The sequence below is a fragment of the Evansella sp. AB-P1 genome, from assembly GCF_029688925.1.
Lineage (GTDB): Bacteria > Bacillota > Bacilli > Bacillales > Salisediminibacteriaceae > Evansella.
In genome coordinates, this window is record NZ_JARUKY010000008.1 from 206,564 (window position 1) to 222,996 (window position 16,433).

The window sequence follows — 16,433 nt, forward strand, 5'->3', positions numbered from 1 at the left end:
AGAAAAAGACCAAATCCAGAGATTCGGTCTTTTCATCAAATTGTTATATGAAAGGATATTCCCTTCTCCAAACAATATTTAGCTACTTCCATCACATTAGTTAATATTTTTTTAATAAGTATCTTAAAGGAATACATGATACAAGAATAATCAACAAAGCAGGAGGTGCAGCTAAATGATAAAAGGCTTCTGAAGCCTCAAAATATATTCGTACAGCTAACGTATCAAAACCAGGAGGTCGAAGCATTAACGTAGCAGGAAGCTCTTTAATTGAACTAACAAAAACAAGGGCCCCTCCAGCAAGAACACCTGGCAATATTGAAGGAATAATCACTTTAATCATGACCTTCCATGGTGGATACCCTAAGCTCCGAGCAGCTTCATCAATTCTAGGAGACACTAAGCTTAACGACGCCTCCCCTGCCTGCATAGCTTGTGGTAAAAAACGAACAACAAAAGCTAATGCGACCATATAAAATGTGTTATATAGCATTGGAATATGGTTATTAAAGATAAATACAAAACCTAACGCAACGATTACACCTGGTAGAGCATAACCTGCATAACTTAATCTATCGATAGCACTAGAAATGATAGATGGATAACGTGATTTTAAGTAAATAATTGGCATGGCCAGGATCATACAAAGAAGTGCAGCAAAGCCAGATACCTTTAAACTATTCCATGCAAAACCAAAGAATCGTTCGTCAAGTGCTCCCATTCCTATTCCAATAATGGACCAATAAACAAGTACGAGGATAGGTAACACTACTGATAAGAAAAATACTATAATAACATAAAACAAGATTAGAGGCTTCCACTTCCCTAAAGGTAATATATCAGGTTTTTTATAAGTATTTGTCGTTTGATAGTACTTATTTTTCTTTCTCGTACGTGCTTCAATCCACAATATCACCACAGTTAACAGAATCAATACTAAACTTAAAACAGTAGCAGAAGCGGTGTCAAAGCCAGCTCTTTGAAAGTAAATAGCAGCAGTAAACGTTACATAACGGAGCATGGCAATTGCCCCAAAGTCTGATAAGACATAAAGAGAAATAAGAATAGCTCCAGCTCCTATTGCTGGTCGTAAAAACGGTAAATTCACCTTCCAAAAAACTTGAAGTGTAGTCATCCCTTGCGATCGAGCCACTTCTTCATAATTACGATTCATTTTTCTGAGAGAAGCACTTGCAATTAGAAATACATATGGATATGTAAACATCGTTAATACGAAAAATACTCCCCAAAAAGTATAAATGTTTATGGGATAATCACCAAAAACATTAACAAGCCAAGGTGTATCCCGCCAGAAATCTCTCGCCCAGCCACTTGGACCAAATATAATAATATAAGTAACAGCTCCAACATATGGTGGAATTACTAATGGGAGTGCTAATAACCATTGCCACAACTTTCTTCCAGGTACATCAGTCCGCACAACAAGCCAAGCTAATGAAACCCCAATTATAACTGCACAAACTGTAACTGCAGCAGTTAATGAAAATGTATTCCACAGCAACTGAGGAATTCTTTCATCTAATAATCGCATCCATCTATCTACTCCAGCAAACATAGAACGCCACACGACATAAATAATTGGAATAGACATTATGAGTGCTACGAATAAACCAAATAATAATAATACTGGTCCTGGTGGATTCCCCCTCCAAATGTCAAACCATTTTCTTCGAATGAAATGGAGAAGGGTTGGGGAGAATTTCTCCCCAACCTTGGCATTTTTTTTATTTTTGTTCTTTTCATTTTTATCTATATTATTATTTGTCATAATGCCCTCTCCCGATGCTTTTGACTCATTACCTTAATTCAAGATCTAATCCTGAATTCTCAATTAACTCTTTTGTACCTTCAAAATAATTTCCAAGTTCTTTAATAGGCATATCTTGAACCTTTAAGTCATGGAAATCCACGATATATGGTTCAACTTCTGGTGGATACTCCGCACCATATTCTGAGTTAATAAGAAGCTCTAATGATTCTCCAACGAATACAACTTGATTTTCTGGCTTTAATACCCACTCAAGGAATGCTAATGCATTTGCTTCATTTGGTGCTCCTGTTACAAGACCAACACCTGCAGCATTGGCAATAACACCCATTTGATCTTCTTCTTGATCAAGATAAATGAATCCTACATTGTTATCTTCATCTAATAATTGTTGATGGAAATAGTAGTTATTTACAAGACCAAATGTATGCTCACCAGCACCTACAGCTCTACGAATATCACCATGTCCTTGGAAAATTCCTGCTGCATTTTCTCTAATTGCCTCAACCCACTCAGCAGTTCTTTCATCTCCCCACTCGTAACGAAGTGCAGATACGTTACCAAGCATTCCTCCGTTACCACCACGAGTAATGGCGTAACCATTCTCTACTTCAGCCCATTTAGGGTCGAATAGATCTTCAATACTCTTTGGCATTTCTTCTTCTGTAATCATGTCTTTATTGTATATGAACCCACGAGATCTAGCTGAAATTGCAAAATATGCGTTATCATCTGCACGAAATTCAGCTGGAATTGATTCAATTCCTTCTGGGTTAGATCCTTCCACTAATCCTTGGTTGTGTAAATATCCTAATGCACCTAAATCATTAGAAATAAAAATATCTGCCTGTACATTTCCCGCTTCTTCTTCAAGCTGAAGTGGGTCCGCACCATGTAATGCTCTTACTTCAATTCCTGTTTCGTCTTCAAACTTCTGTAGTAAAGGTTCTACAAAATTTTCATTACGTGAAGAGTATACTATAAGTTCACCACCAAGTTCCACTTCTGCATCATTATTTTCTGAATTATTATTGCCTGTTTCATTATTGTTTGGATTTGATTCATCAGCGCTACTATTATCTCCACAACCAGCAGCAATCAATAAACCAAATGCAACCATCATAAATACGAATAATTTCAAAACTTTTTTCATCTTTGTACTTCCCCCTAGATTATGATTTATCATTTAGTGTATGTAGTTGAGAATGATTATCATCCCCACTCACAATTACGAGTATACTGGAAATGAGAATCATTGTCAATGAGATATTAAATATTTTTTTGTTTAGAAAATTGAACAATTTGTGAAAAGAGAAATGAAATTTCATGTCACAATTGGAGAGATGTAAGTAGGTCCTTGAACTAGGGATAACCACGTTTATTTTTTAGAAAGCTCCTCATACAGCTGTTTTGCCAATTTAAGTGCTGGAGTGTTTAGCCCCATTTCCGCCGACTTTCGGTGGAATCGCGCCAACTCACGATGGAATCGCGCCGCTTCACGATGGAATCGCGCCGCTTCACGGTGCAATCGCGCCACTTCATGGCAGAATCGCGCCGCTTCACGGTGCAATCGCGCCACTTCATGGTGGATCAAGCCACTTCACCGCAAAATCGCGCCACTTCATGGCAGAATCGCGCCGCTTCATGGTGCAATCGCGCCACTTCATGGTGGATCAAGCCACTTCACCGCAAAATCGCGCCATGTCCATATTTTCGCCATATTTTAAGTGAACAAATAAGAATACCTAGCTTGGAGCCATAATGCAAGTCATTCATCCTAAAGGTTCTATTCAGGAACGGTAACGGTGGATACTTCCTCTGTTCCTGCTAGCAGTGTTTAGTTAATTTGCAGTACAATAGGACCTACTTGACGACTAGAAAGTTACAAAATCATGTGAGATGATCGCTGTGTAAGAACATTTTCATCCTCCATGGTGCAAAGCTCCACTTGCATGGGTGGTCTACCCTGAAAATACGCGGTATAAAAGCAAAATAAAGTATCGACAAAAATGATTATTTTCATCCCCCATGGTGCAAAGCTCCACTTGCATGTGAGGTCTACCCTGAAAATAGAACCGTTCAGGAGTAGATTGCGGCGACTCCAGTGGGATCAGCACGTGTCCTAAAATCCACTCCAAAGCTTACTGTGTAAGTTTAAGGAAGTTGAGGCTGTACTCCACGGTAAAGAAGACACTGTGAAGCATGAACAGATGTCGCAAATATGCAAGTGGTGAAAGTGCATGCCTGCAACGAATGAACCATTATGACAGAAAATTTCAACATGAAGTGAAGTGCGAAAATATATAAAAAAATAACCACGTAGTACATTTCACTACGTGATTATTTTCTCAACAGATGTAAAGATTTTCTCATCAAAATGATTAGAGCAATCTAGTACGCGGCTTAGTTTGAAGTTAAACCGTCAACAAATACCTTTACATTTGCCTCCATCATACCGATATACGTTTCTGCACCACTGCCTTCTGGACCAATTGCATCTGTATAAACTTCCCCAGCAATTGGAACATCAGAATCATTTGATACTGCTTCCATATAACGATTGTCTACAGTAGTTTCAACAAAAACTGCTGGTAAGCCACTATCTCTTACAATATCAATAATTCGATTAATTTGCTGCGGTGTACCTTCTTCATGAGAATTGATTTCCCATACACCTTCTGTTTGAAATCCGTAACTGTCTCCAAAATACTTAAATGCATTTTCACTTACAATAATCATTCTGTATTCTTCTGGAATTTGTGCAACTTGCTCTTCAATCCATGCATCTAGCTCTTTTAATTCAGCAATATACGCATCTGCATTTTCACGATAAATGGATTCACCTTCTGGATCTCGTTCTACTAAATCCTCTACTATGTTTTCCACGTATACAATCACATTTTTAGGACTTAACCATGCATGTGGATCTGACTCATCTTCCTCTCCAACTAAGGGAATTGGAGTTACTCCACTAGATACTTCTACAATATCTGTTTCTGTCACATTAGAAACGATTCTCTCTAACCATTCTTCTAAATCAAGACCGTTAATATAAAAGACATCCGCATCACTTACTTGCTGGAAATCACTAGGTACTGGTTCATATTCATGAGGTTCTTCTCCAATTGGAACGATATATTCCACTGTACCGTGATCACCAATAATATTAGAAATAATATCACCTAGTACAGAAAAACTTGTAGTAATCGTTAAACCTTCTTTATCTTCCTGTGCCGTCTCCTCTGATCCACAAGCTGTAAACATTAATCCAAATAAAATAACAAATCCAATACTCAATAATTTTTTTCTTAACATTTTTTCTCCTCCTGTTGTACTAAGCTTATATTTTTTTGATTATTTTCTTAATACATACGACTAAATAAGAATTAACAATTCGCATCTTCACCTACGTAAAACTTTTTGCCTTTAGTCAACTTTCAGATGAAAATTTTTTCATGTATCCCTTATTAAAGTTATGCAACACTAGTTGTACACGGAATACTTTTTTGTTATCAGTAACGAAAGTTTACCTTAGGCAACTTTCAGAATTTATTATAAAACATAACTTAGCGTTATGTCTATAATAAATGTATATTTTTTTTATATTAGGTGTTTATAACCTTCTTGAGTGATACAAAAAAAGACGTACCTATCATGTCAAGGGATAATGACAACATATAGGTACGCTTATTATGAATACATTCAACTCTTCACTCAATGGGACTTAACTAAATCTAAGCATCCTTTTCTTCAGTACGATTACCACTAAAAATCCCTTTCAACCAGTTCGTTACGTTGTCCATATAAATGTAAATGATCGGAACCAAAAACAGGGTAATTACTGTTGAAAAAGCTAATCCAAATACAATAACTGTAGCCATTGGTGCTTGAAGCTCAGCTCCTTCTCCAAAGCCCATAGCAAGTGGTAGCATAGCTAAAACGGTGGTTAGCATCGTCATTAATATAGGACGAAGCCTTGTTGGACCAGCTTCTAGAATAGCATCCTCTCTTGACATACCACGGTTTCTTAGCTTATTAATATAATCCACTAATACAATTGCATTGTTTACAACAATTCCTGCTAGCATGATTACTCCAATAAATGCCGGAACACTTAATGGCCTACCAGTTAATAAAAAGCCAATCATAATTCCAATAAATGTTGTTGGCAAACTAAACATGACGATGAAAGGATATAACACCTTTTCAAATTGAAATGCCATTACTGCATAGACAAGAAAAATAGCAAGGGATAAAGCTAGAGTTAAATCAGAGAAGGCATCCATCATCATTTCGTACTCTCCACCAATTTGATAGCTGTAGCCCTCAGGGAAAATATATTGATCTAACTCCCTTTCTATATCTGCAATGACACTCCCTAAATCACGATTATTTATATTCCCTGTGATTGAAACTCCTCGTGTTTGATTTTGGCGATTAATGACATTAGGACCTTCCACTTGTGTAAATTCAGCAATTGCTGATAAAGGCACAGTGTCCCCCATAGGCGTTAAAAGAAGTATGTTTTTCAGTTCATTAAAGTCAGATCGATATTCGTTAGGTAAAATAACAGTTACATTTATTTCCTGTCCTTGAGATCTCATTAGGGTAGCAACTTGCCCATTTACACTCCCTCTTATTGTCTGCATGACTTCAGCATACTGTAAGCCATATTGTGCAGCTCGATCTCTATCTACATGTATTTGCATTTCAGGCCTTGTTTCACCTAATGAATGGGATACATTAGCAGTTCCAGAAATATTACTGATTATGTCACTAATATCATCAGCTATTAACCTTAAGGAATCAAAATCCTCCCCCCTTAATTCTATATCAATAGGTTCTCCACCCATTCCATCACTTTCAAAAGCTCTCACATTCACATCTATATCTGGAAGTGTTTCAACAAATTCGCTAAAGCCTTCAATAACTTCATCCGTTGTTACAGATCTTTCATTTTGGGGCAGGAGTCGAATATATAGCTCGCCACTATTTGCATCTCGGTTAGCCCCCATCATTCGTTCTCCGCCAATTGTAGTATAAACTACCTCTGTATCTCCTGATTCAATTAAATATTGTTCTAGCTCTCTTAATGAATCCCTTGTCTCCTCCCTTGTTGTCCCGGCAGGCACTTCAAACCGCGCCGTAATCTCTCCTTGATCAAAGGATGGGATAAGTTCAACTCCTACAAGACGAACACTACTTAAACTAGCTATTAACAACACAATTGTTCCAATGACTATCGTTTTTCGATGGTTCAAGGACCATTGTAATAATCTTTTATAATGTCTATTTAGCTTTTCTAGGCCAACTCCTACTTTTGAAGTATATTTTTTTATCCCTTTTGGATCTTCCTCTATGGTTAAATCTGGTAGTAGTATTCCAGATAACATTGGTACGAAGGTTAATGCAACAACCAATGAAGCTAATAAAGTAAAACCTACTGTTAAGGCTAACGGCATAAAGATTTCTGCTGCAATACCTCCTGTAAATACAATAGGTATAAAAACGACTAAACTCGTTAATGTAGAAGCAATAACAGCTGAGGAAACCTCTGTTGCACCTTTTATTGCGGAATCTATTCGACTATATCCCCGTTCACGAAACTTATAAATGTTTTCAAGAATAACGATAGAGCTATCAACTAATAAACCAATTCCTAGTGCTAAGCCCCCTAATGTAATGATGTTTAACGTCTCACCAGTAAAATAGAGCAATGTAAAGGCGGAAATTAACGCAATAGGAATTGACAAACCAATAATTAGCGTACTTCTAAAGCTCCTAAGAAAGATTAATAAAACGATGATGGCCATAGTGCCACCTAATAGCATATTCGTCACAACACTATTAATGGAGTCTTTAATAAATAGAGCGGAATCCATTATTTTAGTTAATGTAACTCCTTCTGCAATCTCATTTTGTATTTTTTCAATTTCTGCAGTAACAGCATCCGAAACCTCAACAGTATTTGCATCAGTTTGTTTCAAAATATCAATGCTTAACGTCGGTTCCCCATTTACATAGGCATAGGACGACATCTCTTGATATGTATCCTTCACTTCCGCAATTTCATGAAGCTTGATTGTCTCTCCTGTACGGGTAGGTACATTAATATTCTCAATATCAGAAATGGACCTGAAATCACCAACAATTCTTAATGGCATTTCTTGTCCACCACGCTGTATTTGACCTGCTGAAGCACTCATGCTTTCTCCTCCAACAATTTGAGAAAGCTGCGTTAAAGTTAACCCGTAGCTATGTAGCTTTAATATATCTGGTTCTATTACTATTTCTCGAACTTGACCACCAGTGAGATTCACTTGCCCTACCCCAGGAATCCGTTCCATTTGTGGAATAATCTGATTCTCTGTAATATGAGTAAGTCTTGTTAGATCCATCTCTGCAGATATACCAACTTGCATAATTGGCATTTGATTCGGGTCAAAACGCATGATCATTGGTGCACCAGCACCATCAGGTAGCATTTGACGAACCATATCAATTCTTTCACGTAAATCCAGCATCACCATATCTAAGTCAGTATCAAAATCATACATGAGCATGACGACAGATTGATTTTGTGCAGAAATAGACTGGATTGTTTCTAGCCCTTCTGTTGCACTTAACGCCCCTTCCAATGGTCGCGTTACTAAGTTCTCTACCTCTTGAGGAGCTGCTCCATTGTATGGAGTAGATACAACGGCAATTGGTAAATCTAAATCAGGCATAAGATCAACCTTTAAGCCTGATAAAGAAACAGTCCCTAATAAAATCATGACTAATGCAATAATCGTAACACCAACTGGACGCATAACAGAATGTTTAATTAAATTCATAAAATAACCTCCATTTTATCTAAGATGTTATGCATCCCTTTCCATAAAAACGTAAAAAGCTTGTTCAATATTAAAAGGTGCTTGTCCGTTTTCTATGACATCAGATTCAAATGTCATATCAATATCATTACGAATGTTGATAAGTGCACCATCATACAATTGATGGTTCCCTCTTGTTACTACATACTCCCCTTCATTTAAACCACTTCCAATAGCATATACGGAAGTCGTTTCACCTATAATCGTGACAGCGCGCCGTTCAACACTTTCGCCATCTGTTGTAACATATACCACTTTTTCATTATTCTCATCAACAACAGCTGAAACAGGGATAATTAATTGTTCACCTGTTTCTCCTTTACTTTTTATCGTAACTTCTGCAAGCATGCCAATACGTAAGCTATTATCACTATTATTTGAAATCTCAATGTGAACAGGGTAGGACCTAGATTGCTCACCTGGCATCAGACTAATATAGCTAATTTGACCTTCATATGTTTTATTTAGAGAATTCAAGAGAACAGCAGCATACTTTCCAACCTCAATGTTAGGTAGTAATGTCTCATTCACATTTACTTGAACAATCGGATTTTCCATGTTTATGATTTGTAAAACTGGACCTTGTGGTGCAACCATCGCACCAGCACTTATATTTAAACCATTAATTTCCCCTGATATAGGCGCAACGATAGTAGCATGTTTTTTTTGTTGTTCAGCCATTTGTACAGCAATTTCCCCTTGCTTAACGGAAGCCTCTGCTGCTTCAATTTGTCCGGTAGACTTTGCTTGATTTAACGCTAATTCTGCTTGTCTAACAGCAGTACTTGCTTGATTTAGATCACTTTCTGTCGGTAAATTATTCTCAAGTAACCGTTGAAAAACACTTTCCAACTCTTCAGGTAATTCTTCTACATCTAAACTGATTTCCTCATTTATTGCTTTCTCTATCATTTCATATAGTTCATTTGCCTGCTCTAATTGCAGTTCTGCCTGCTTTATGCTTTGCTCTCGCATTGTTTGAGCAGCACTCAAATTAGCTTCTGCAGCATCTAAACCAGCACGAGCTTGGGCAACATTCAACTCAATATCTGTTGCATCAAATTCCAGAAGAATATCCCCACGTTCTACACGATCACCATTCTTCACATGAACCTGCTGCACTTCTCCAGTGACCATTGGTAAAACAGGGACTAGGTCATTTGCCATCACATTTCCTGAAAGCTTCACTTCATTCGTCAATTCTCCATATGTAACTTCACTTACTTCTACCGGGAAGGTAGGAGACGTATCCTCATCATTTGTTATATCACCCTGTCCTTCATTTCCATTACATCCCACTAGAATACTGATTAAAATGATAATATAAAAACTAAATTGTAATTTATTCCCCATTTTCATTTTACCCCCAACGTATTTAAAACATATTTACTATTTTTATCATCGATGAATCAATTTATGTTGATCTAGAACATGTTTCGTCATTTCCTTTTACCGCTTTCTATTTTATCATTCTATTAATAAAATGGTGTGAATAGAAAATGAATTTATCGTAGTTAAAAGTAAGAATTTGACCAAAAATAATAAAAAACTCAGTTCAAAAGAAAAGAAGTCAGCTTCTCGCTACAATTAACGATAAAGCTAACTTCTCTTATCAATAGAAAACTTATTTTTCTTTTCCATCTTTACTTTGTTTCAATTCTTTTTTTAATGCTAGATTTTCTTCCTTTAGTTTCAATTTTTCTTCCTTCAACTTTAATTTTTCTTCCTTCAATTTTAAATTATTTAACTTATCTTGAAATAGAGTCATCCTCTCTCCACGTAATGATTTCATTAAGGAGACAATCATAAAAATCATTATGATCATAAAAGGAAGTGCAGCGATGATCGCTGCTGTCTGTAACGCATCCAAACCACCTGATGCAAGCAACACAAGTGCTGCTGCAGATTGAATCCCACCCCATATTAATTTCACAGAATTTGGAGGTGTTAAACTTCCATTGGTTGTTTGCATTCCAAGAACAAACGTTGCTGAATCAGCAGATGTAATGAAGAAGGAACAAATTAATACGATGGCTATAATAGACATAACAGTGCTTAATGGGAATTGTCCAAGAACAGAAAAGAGGGCAACCTCCATTCCACTTGTTTCTATAATATTCATAATTCCTACGTTTTCGTATAGATCAAGAGAAATTGCAGTTCCTCCAAAAACAGAGAACCATAACGCACTAAATAACGTTGGTACTGCTAATACACCAATGACAAATTCTCTAATCGTGCGGCCCCTGGACACTCTAGCAATGAATGTTCCTACAAATGGTGCCCATGAAATCCACCAAGCCCAATAAAAAATTGTCCATCCTTGAACCCAATTCGTTTCTGGATCGAATGGATCCATTCTAAAACTCATACTTGTTAAATTTTGAAAGTAACTGCCTAGCGTTTGGGTAAACACTCCCATAATGTATGTGGTAGGACCTAAAATGAATAAAAACATCATTAATCCCACTGCTAAATATATGTTTGTTTTACTTAAAATTCGAATACCACGATTTAAACCAGTTTGTGCTGATATCATATAAAGAATAGTTATTATAATAACTATAACTAACTGTGTCATAAAATTATTAGGTATAAAAGGAACTAACTCAGAAGCTCCACCAGAAATTTGCATTGTACCAAATCCTAGAGATGTTGCAACACCAATTATGGTAGCAAACACTACTAATACGTTTATTGTAGTACCAATTGAACCATCTACTCGATCTCCTAGTATTGGTCTTAAGGTTGCGCTTAAAACTCCTGGATATCCTTTTCGAAATTGAAAGTAAGCTAGAACTAAGGCTACTATTGCATAAATTGCCCATGGATGTAATCCCCAATGAAAAAATGAATACCTTAGTGCTAAACCTGCTGCTTGAAATTCTGTAACATCCGCATTAGGAGGAGTGTAAAAATGATATAACGGTTCAGCAACTCCCCAAAATACTAAACCAATTCCCATCCCTGCAGTAAAAAGAAAAGAAAACCACGTAATATAATTATATTCTGGTTTTTCATCAGGCTTTCCTAATTTTATTCTTCCATAAGGACTAAAGATTAAAAAGATAGCAAAAACTAAAAAAGCGGTAGCAGATATTAGATACAACCAGCCTAGTTCTGTTGTAATAAACCCTTGAATTTTTTCTGTAACATCGTACATATTTTGAGGAGCAATTGCACCCCATAAAATAAAAATAATTGCAATTATTGCTGAAATCGTAAAAACAGGTGTTAATTTCTTCAAAAAAAATCTCCTCTCAATAAATCATTCAAATAAAAATAACTATATGACAAAAACTACCGTTATCATCATATATGAAACTAGAAATTAATTCAAAGACAATTCAATAGTATTATATATTCTAGCAATTTGATTAATAAATGTAATATGTTCCAATTCCATAGATTTAATGGTATTTTATAAGTAATATTTAAACATACTGAAGAGTTCTTATATATGTCATATTTTTTTAGGAGGGAAATAGATGCTCGCTGATTTACGATCAATACCAATGAAAATTTGGATGATTATTATTTGCATATGGATGGTCCCTCTTTTATTTGGATTAATAATTCAAGATAGTAGCCTTGGTGCTATTTGGTTTATATATTTGGGGTTAGTCGTATTAACATCATATTTTACAGGTTTACAAGGTGGATTGATCATTGCCTTCATCTCTGTCATTATCCACATATCTTTTGGACTAATTAGCTTCATTTATACTGGTTATCATGCTACAGAACTATTCTACTTAATTACACATTCAATCTTACAATTCCTATTAGCCTTTGCTATCGGACAGCTTGCAGATAAGCTGAAAGATAAACATAAAGAAGTAGAAGATATCTTCAACTCATTAGATGCAACGATTTGGTCACATGATTTAAAAAAGGACACGATCATTATTTCTACTGGCGTAGAATTAATTTATGGCTATACAGGTAAAGAGTTTGCCGAAGATCCTAGCTTATGGAATAAAGTCGTCCATCCAGAGGACACGAAAATAGCTAAAAAAATGAATGAAGATGCATTATCAGGACTACCAACAAATACAATATTTAGAATTGTACGACCAGATGGTAAGGTTCGTTGGATACAAGATAAGGCTACACCTATTTTTGATAAAAATAACAATCTCGTAAAAATAAATGGGGTCGTCTTAGATATTACAGAACGGAAGCTTGCAGAAGAAAAAATAAAGAAAATGGCATATTATGATTACTTAACTAATTTACCTAATAGAAAGTTTATTCACGAACGGTTAACAAAGCTAGTTAATCAATCACAAGAAACAATCAGTCATATAGGTGCTGTTATGTTTATTGATTTAGATGGATTTAAGCAAGTAAATGATACGTTAGGCCATGACGTAGGAGATAAATTATTAATTGAAGTTTCTCGTCGAATTCAAGATTCTATTGGTAATGAAGATATTTTAGGTCGATTAGGTGGAGATGAGTTTGTCATTCTCGCAGACGACGTGGATGAGATTGAAGGGGGTAAAATAGCAGAAAAAATCATAAGTAACATATCTTCCTTCCCATTCATTTTTAACAAAGATAGTGTTTATGTAACACCGAGCATTGGAATTTGTATGTATCCATTCGATGGAGATAGTGCAGAAGACTTACTAAAAAAAGCTGATTATGCTATGTATTTATCAAAAAATCTTGGAAAAAATCAATATCAATTTTTTAACGTACGGGAAGATATCCAACTATCTCAACTGCCTTAAGTATTAAAAAGATACCCCTCAACATCTTTATGTTAGAGCCTGTAAAAGCTCAAACAATAAAAGGTTGAAGGGTTTTTTTATATCTTTATTAAACTGGCCACTTCTCTAAAGTATAAGACATTTCCCAGAACATATATTCATATTTACTGCTCTTAATGAAGATTGACTCCATCCGCTTTTTTTCCGCCTCAGAAGCTTGTTCTGCCCAAGCATCTAAACGATCGATCTGCTCATTTACTAATGTTTCGAACCACTCATCTCCGTAAGTATCAATCCATTTTTGATAGATTGGTACTCCTGGTGTAGATCCTTTATATTTTTCACCGATTTCCCAATAAAGCCAATAACAAGGAAGAATTGCAGCAATAACTTCACCTAAAGACCCTTTATAAGATGCTGCTAAAATATGGTTCGTATAAGCTACAGCTGTTGGTGCTGGATCCTCATTTTCAATTTTCCCATCCACTGAAATCCCTAGTTCTTTCGCAAATCCTTCATGGAGCATATGCTCCGCATCAAAGGTGGATTTTGCATGGTGTGCCATTTGCCCTGTTGTATAAAAGTCTAATGCTTTTGCTGCACCAATAGATTGTGCTTGAGCAAACTTTGATAAGTAAAAAGAGTCTTGCTTCACATAGTAAGTGAAGCACTCTAGAGGTAGTGATCCATCTGCAACCCCCTTTACAAATGGATGTTCAAAGCTCGCTTCCCAAATTGCATCAACCTTCTGTCGTAATTGTTGTGAAAATTTCATTCCAATCATCCTTTCATTTTTTAGGTATACCTTGAAAATAGCTGTTTTTAAATAAAGGTTGGATTAATCATCCGTTACATCCCACTTCGCTTTCACCACAAGGGTATAAGCGCGACATCTGTTCTGCTTCACTACGTTCCGCAATCACAGTGTCTTCTTTACCGCGGACGATCTGCCAAGCCTCCTCGGCACTATGAAGTAGAGCAAGATGTGTTTCTTTGTGCCTGCGGTGTCTCGTCTAGCTCGTTCTTCCGCAGGACTTTGAATTGCTTCTAAGAGTAATCCCACGCACGAAGAAAATGTGATAGCATTTTCGAGGAGTCTCGTGTGATTCCACTCATTCCAATTGGATTAAAATTAATTTTCATCCCACATGGTGCAAATTTACACTTGCATGGGCAGTCTCCCCTGAAAATAGTAACTACTGATATAGAGACTTCATTAACTTTTCCTTAAGCTGTATATATTCAGGTGATAACGTAACATCCTTCGAACGTGGACGAGAGAGCCCGACACTAAATTCCTCAATCACTTCTGTTGGCCGTGGTGACAATACATATATTCGATCAGATAAAAATATGGCTTCGTCTATACTATGAGTAATAAATAAGACAGTCCTTCTCATCTGACTCCATATATTTAGTAACCATTCTTGCATTTTTTCTCTCGTCAGTGCATCTAAAGCTCCAAAAGGTTCATCTAATAATAACAGTTGTTTTTTGTGTAAAAATGTTCTTAACAATGCAGCTCGCTGCTTCATACCACCAGATAAAACAGTAGGATAATAGTTTTCATAACCCTCTAAGCCAAACAAAGGAAATAAGGATAATGCTTCTTCTCTCGCAGATTGATAATTTTGCTTCGTTATCGTGGCACCTAAAAGAACATTTTCTAAAACCGTTTTCCATGGAAATAATAAATCCTTCTGCATCATATAACTAATATTTCCTCGCTTCCCCTTCACATCCTGATTGTTAAAGAGGATATCACCTTCATCAGGTACTTCTAACCCTGAAATCAAATTAAATAATGTACTTTTTCCACAACCACTTGGACCAATTAACGATACGAATTCCCCTTGCTGCAAATGAAGGTCTACTCCATTTACAACCTTTTGTCGATCCTTTTCCTCACCGAATGCATGATGGATATTCACTAATTGTAATTCCATAATTACTCCTTATTTCAGACAGATTAATTAACAAGACTACATCCGTGCTTATGGCAAAAATTGATTCGTCATTGAATCAGAAGTATTAACTGTTTCTTCAATCAAACCATTCTCCAATAACCACTCAGTGAAATTATCCCATTTACTTTCACTTTGAAGTCCCCACTGAGACGCATCTCCTTGATAACGTTCACTTAACCAATCCTGTGAAGCACGAATAAGGTCAGCATCTGTCTCAGGAGTAACGCCAATTAATATTTCAGCAGCTTCTTCTGGATTATCAATAGCAAACTCATACCCTCTGCTCATTGCTCGTAAAAATCGTTCTACTAGCTCTGGTTGCTCTTCAATGACAGCATCACTTGTAATAATTGCTGGAGCATAATAATCAAAAACAGGATCAATATCTCTTAAATAGATCATATTAATCTCTTCATTACGAATCTCAGCTTCAATTCCAGTCCACCCATAATAAATCCATTGAAAATCAATATCTCTTTGTGTATTTACAAAAAAGTCAGCTGTTCCTACAGTTACGTTTTCTAATGTAGAAAAATCAGCACTGCTAGCTTCCATCACTGCTTCAATAATGGCATCTTCCATTGGGGAACCCCAACCACCGTAAGTTTTACCTTCAAAATCAGCAGCAGAAGTAATACCCTTTTCTACTGGAGAGGCGAAACCAGATGTAAGTTCTTGTATTACTGCTGCAATAGATACGACAGGAATACCTGTTGAACGTGCAACCGTTACTTCATCTTGAGCACCAATACCGAAGTGAGCTTGCCCTGAAGCGACAATTTGTGTTGCTCCTTCCATTGCCGGTTCAATTATGGTTAAATCAATCCCTTCCTCTTCAAAAAAACCTTTCTCCTGTGCAACATATAAACCAGTGTGATTTGTATTAGGCACCCAATCAAGAATAAAGGTTGCTTCTAACACTTCTAGTTCATTATTATTGTTTCCGTTTGCACCTTCCCCTTCACTTTCATTACACCCTACTAAAACTAATAAACCTACTAGTACAGACAATAAAATACTCATTTTTTGAATCATATTCTCTCTCCATTTCTAATACTCTCATTTTTCTTTTTACTATTTTTAT

At 36.3% G+C, this 16,433-nt stretch carries 10 protein-coding genes; 1 reads left to right on the forward strand and 9 read right to left on the reverse strand.

The genetic code is table 11. The features are described from left to right. Positions 1 to 100: 100 nt before the first annotated feature. From QA612_RS10455 to QA612_RS10480, 6 genes are all read right to left on the reverse strand, one after another. Positions 101 to 1,789 carry an ABC transporter permease gene (locus QA612_RS10455; RefSeq protein ID WP_278283761.1) on the reverse strand — a complete coding sequence of 563 codons (1,689 nt, stop codon included), beginning with the start codon at positions 1,787 to 1,789 and terminating at the stop codon, positions 101 to 103. Between the two features lie 28 nt (positions 1,790 to 1,817). Further along, positions 1,818 to 2,942: an extracellular solute-binding protein gene (locus QA612_RS10460; protein ID WP_278283762.1), complete on the reverse strand. Its 1,125-nt coding sequence runs from the start codon at positions 2,940 to 2,942 to the stop codon at positions 1,818 to 1,820. A 1,250-nt stretch (positions 2,943 to 4,192) separates the two neighbouring features. Continuing rightward, entirely contained in the window at positions 4,193 to 5,104 is a 912-nt protein-coding gene (locus QA612_RS10465; RefSeq protein ID WP_278283763.1) for a metal ABC transporter substrate-binding protein, read from the reverse strand. A gap of 419 nt (positions 5,105 to 5,523) precedes the next feature. Further along, positions 5,524 to 8,625, reverse strand: coding sequence for an efflux RND transporter permease subunit (locus tag QA612_RS10470; RefSeq protein ID WP_278283764.1), 3,102 nt, complete (start codon positions 8,623 to 8,625; stop codon positions 5,524 to 5,526). Positions 8,626 to 8,652: 27 nt separating this feature from the next. After that, positions 8,653 to 10,017 (reverse strand): efflux RND transporter periplasmic adaptor subunit, encoded by a 1,365-nt coding sequence (locus tag QA612_RS10475; protein WP_278283765.1) that lies wholly within the window; start codon positions 10,015 to 10,017, stop codon positions 8,653 to 8,655. Positions 10,018 to 10,288: 271 nt separating this feature from the next. Next, positions 10,289 to 11,911 carry a glycine betaine uptake BCCT transporter gene (locus tag QA612_RS10480; RefSeq protein WP_278283766.1) on the reverse strand — a complete coding sequence of 541 codons (1,623 nt, stop codon included), beginning with the start codon at positions 11,909 to 11,911 and terminating at the stop codon, positions 10,289 to 10,291. Positions 11,912 to 12,152: 241 nt separating this feature from the next. On the opposite strand from QA612_RS10480, the gene QA612_RS10485 reads away from it, so the two are divergent. Continuing rightward, entirely contained in the window at positions 12,153 to 13,403 is a 1,251-nt protein-coding gene (locus QA612_RS10485) for a diguanylate cyclase domain-containing protein (protein WP_278283767.1), read from the forward strand. A gap of 88 nt (positions 13,404 to 13,491) precedes the next feature. On the opposite strand, the gene tenA is transcribed toward QA612_RS10485, so the two are convergent. From tenA to QA612_RS10500, 3 genes are all read right to left on the reverse strand, one after another. Beyond that, positions 13,492 to 14,157, reverse strand: coding sequence for a thiaminase II (gene tenA / locus QA612_RS10490; protein ID WP_278283768.1), 666 nt, complete (start codon positions 14,155 to 14,157; stop codon positions 13,492 to 13,494). Between the two features lie 421 nt (positions 14,158 to 14,578). Next, the gene (locus QA612_RS10495; RefSeq protein ID WP_278283769.1) at positions 14,579 to 15,328 is read right to left on the reverse strand and encodes an ABC transporter ATP-binding protein; all 750 of its coding nucleotides are present in this window, start codon (positions 15,326 to 15,328) and stop codon (positions 14,579 to 14,581) included. Positions 15,329 to 15,376: 48 nt separating this feature from the next. After that, on the reverse strand, positions 15,377 to 16,384 hold the full coding sequence (locus tag QA612_RS10500) for an ABC transporter substrate-binding protein (RefSeq protein ID WP_278283770.1): 1,008 nt from the start codon (positions 16,382 to 16,384) through the stop codon (positions 15,377 to 15,379). Positions 16,385 to 16,433 lie beyond the last annotated feature (49 nt).

Excerpts from the sequence above, each read along its gene's own strand:
- QA612_RS10455 (WP_278283761.1), bottom strand. The coding sequence starts at position 1,789 with ATGACAAATAATAATATAGATAAAAATGAAAAGAACAAAAATAAAAAA.
- QA612_RS10460 (WP_278283762.1), bottom strand. The coding sequence starts at position 2,942 with ATGAAAAAAGTTTTGAAATTATTCGTATTTATGATGGTTGCATTTGGT.
- QA612_RS10465 (WP_278283763.1), bottom strand. The coding sequence starts at position 5,104 with ATGTTAAGAAAAAAATTATTGAGTATTGGATTTGTTATTTTATTTGGA.
- QA612_RS10470 (WP_278283764.1), bottom strand. The coding sequence starts at position 8,625 with ATGAATTTAATTAAACATTCTGTTATGCGTCCAGTTGGTGTTACGATT.
- QA612_RS10475 (WP_278283765.1), bottom strand. The coding sequence starts at position 10,017 with ATGGGGAATAAATTACAATTTAGTTTTTATATTATCATTTTAATCAGT.
- QA612_RS10485 (WP_278283767.1), top strand. The coding sequence starts at position 12,153 with ATGCTCGCTGATTTACGATCAATACCAATGAAAATTTGGATGATTATT.
- tenA (WP_278283768.1), bottom strand. The coding sequence starts at position 14,157 with ATGAAATTTTCACAACAATTACGACAGAAGGTTGATGCAATTTGGGAA.
- QA612_RS10495 (WP_278283769.1), bottom strand. The coding sequence starts at position 15,328 with ATGGAATTACAATTAGTGAATATCCATCATGCATTCGGTGAGGAAAAG.
- QA612_RS10500 (WP_278283770.1), bottom strand. The coding sequence starts at position 16,384 with ATGATTCAAAAAATGAGTATTTTATTGTCTGTACTAGTAGGTTTATTA.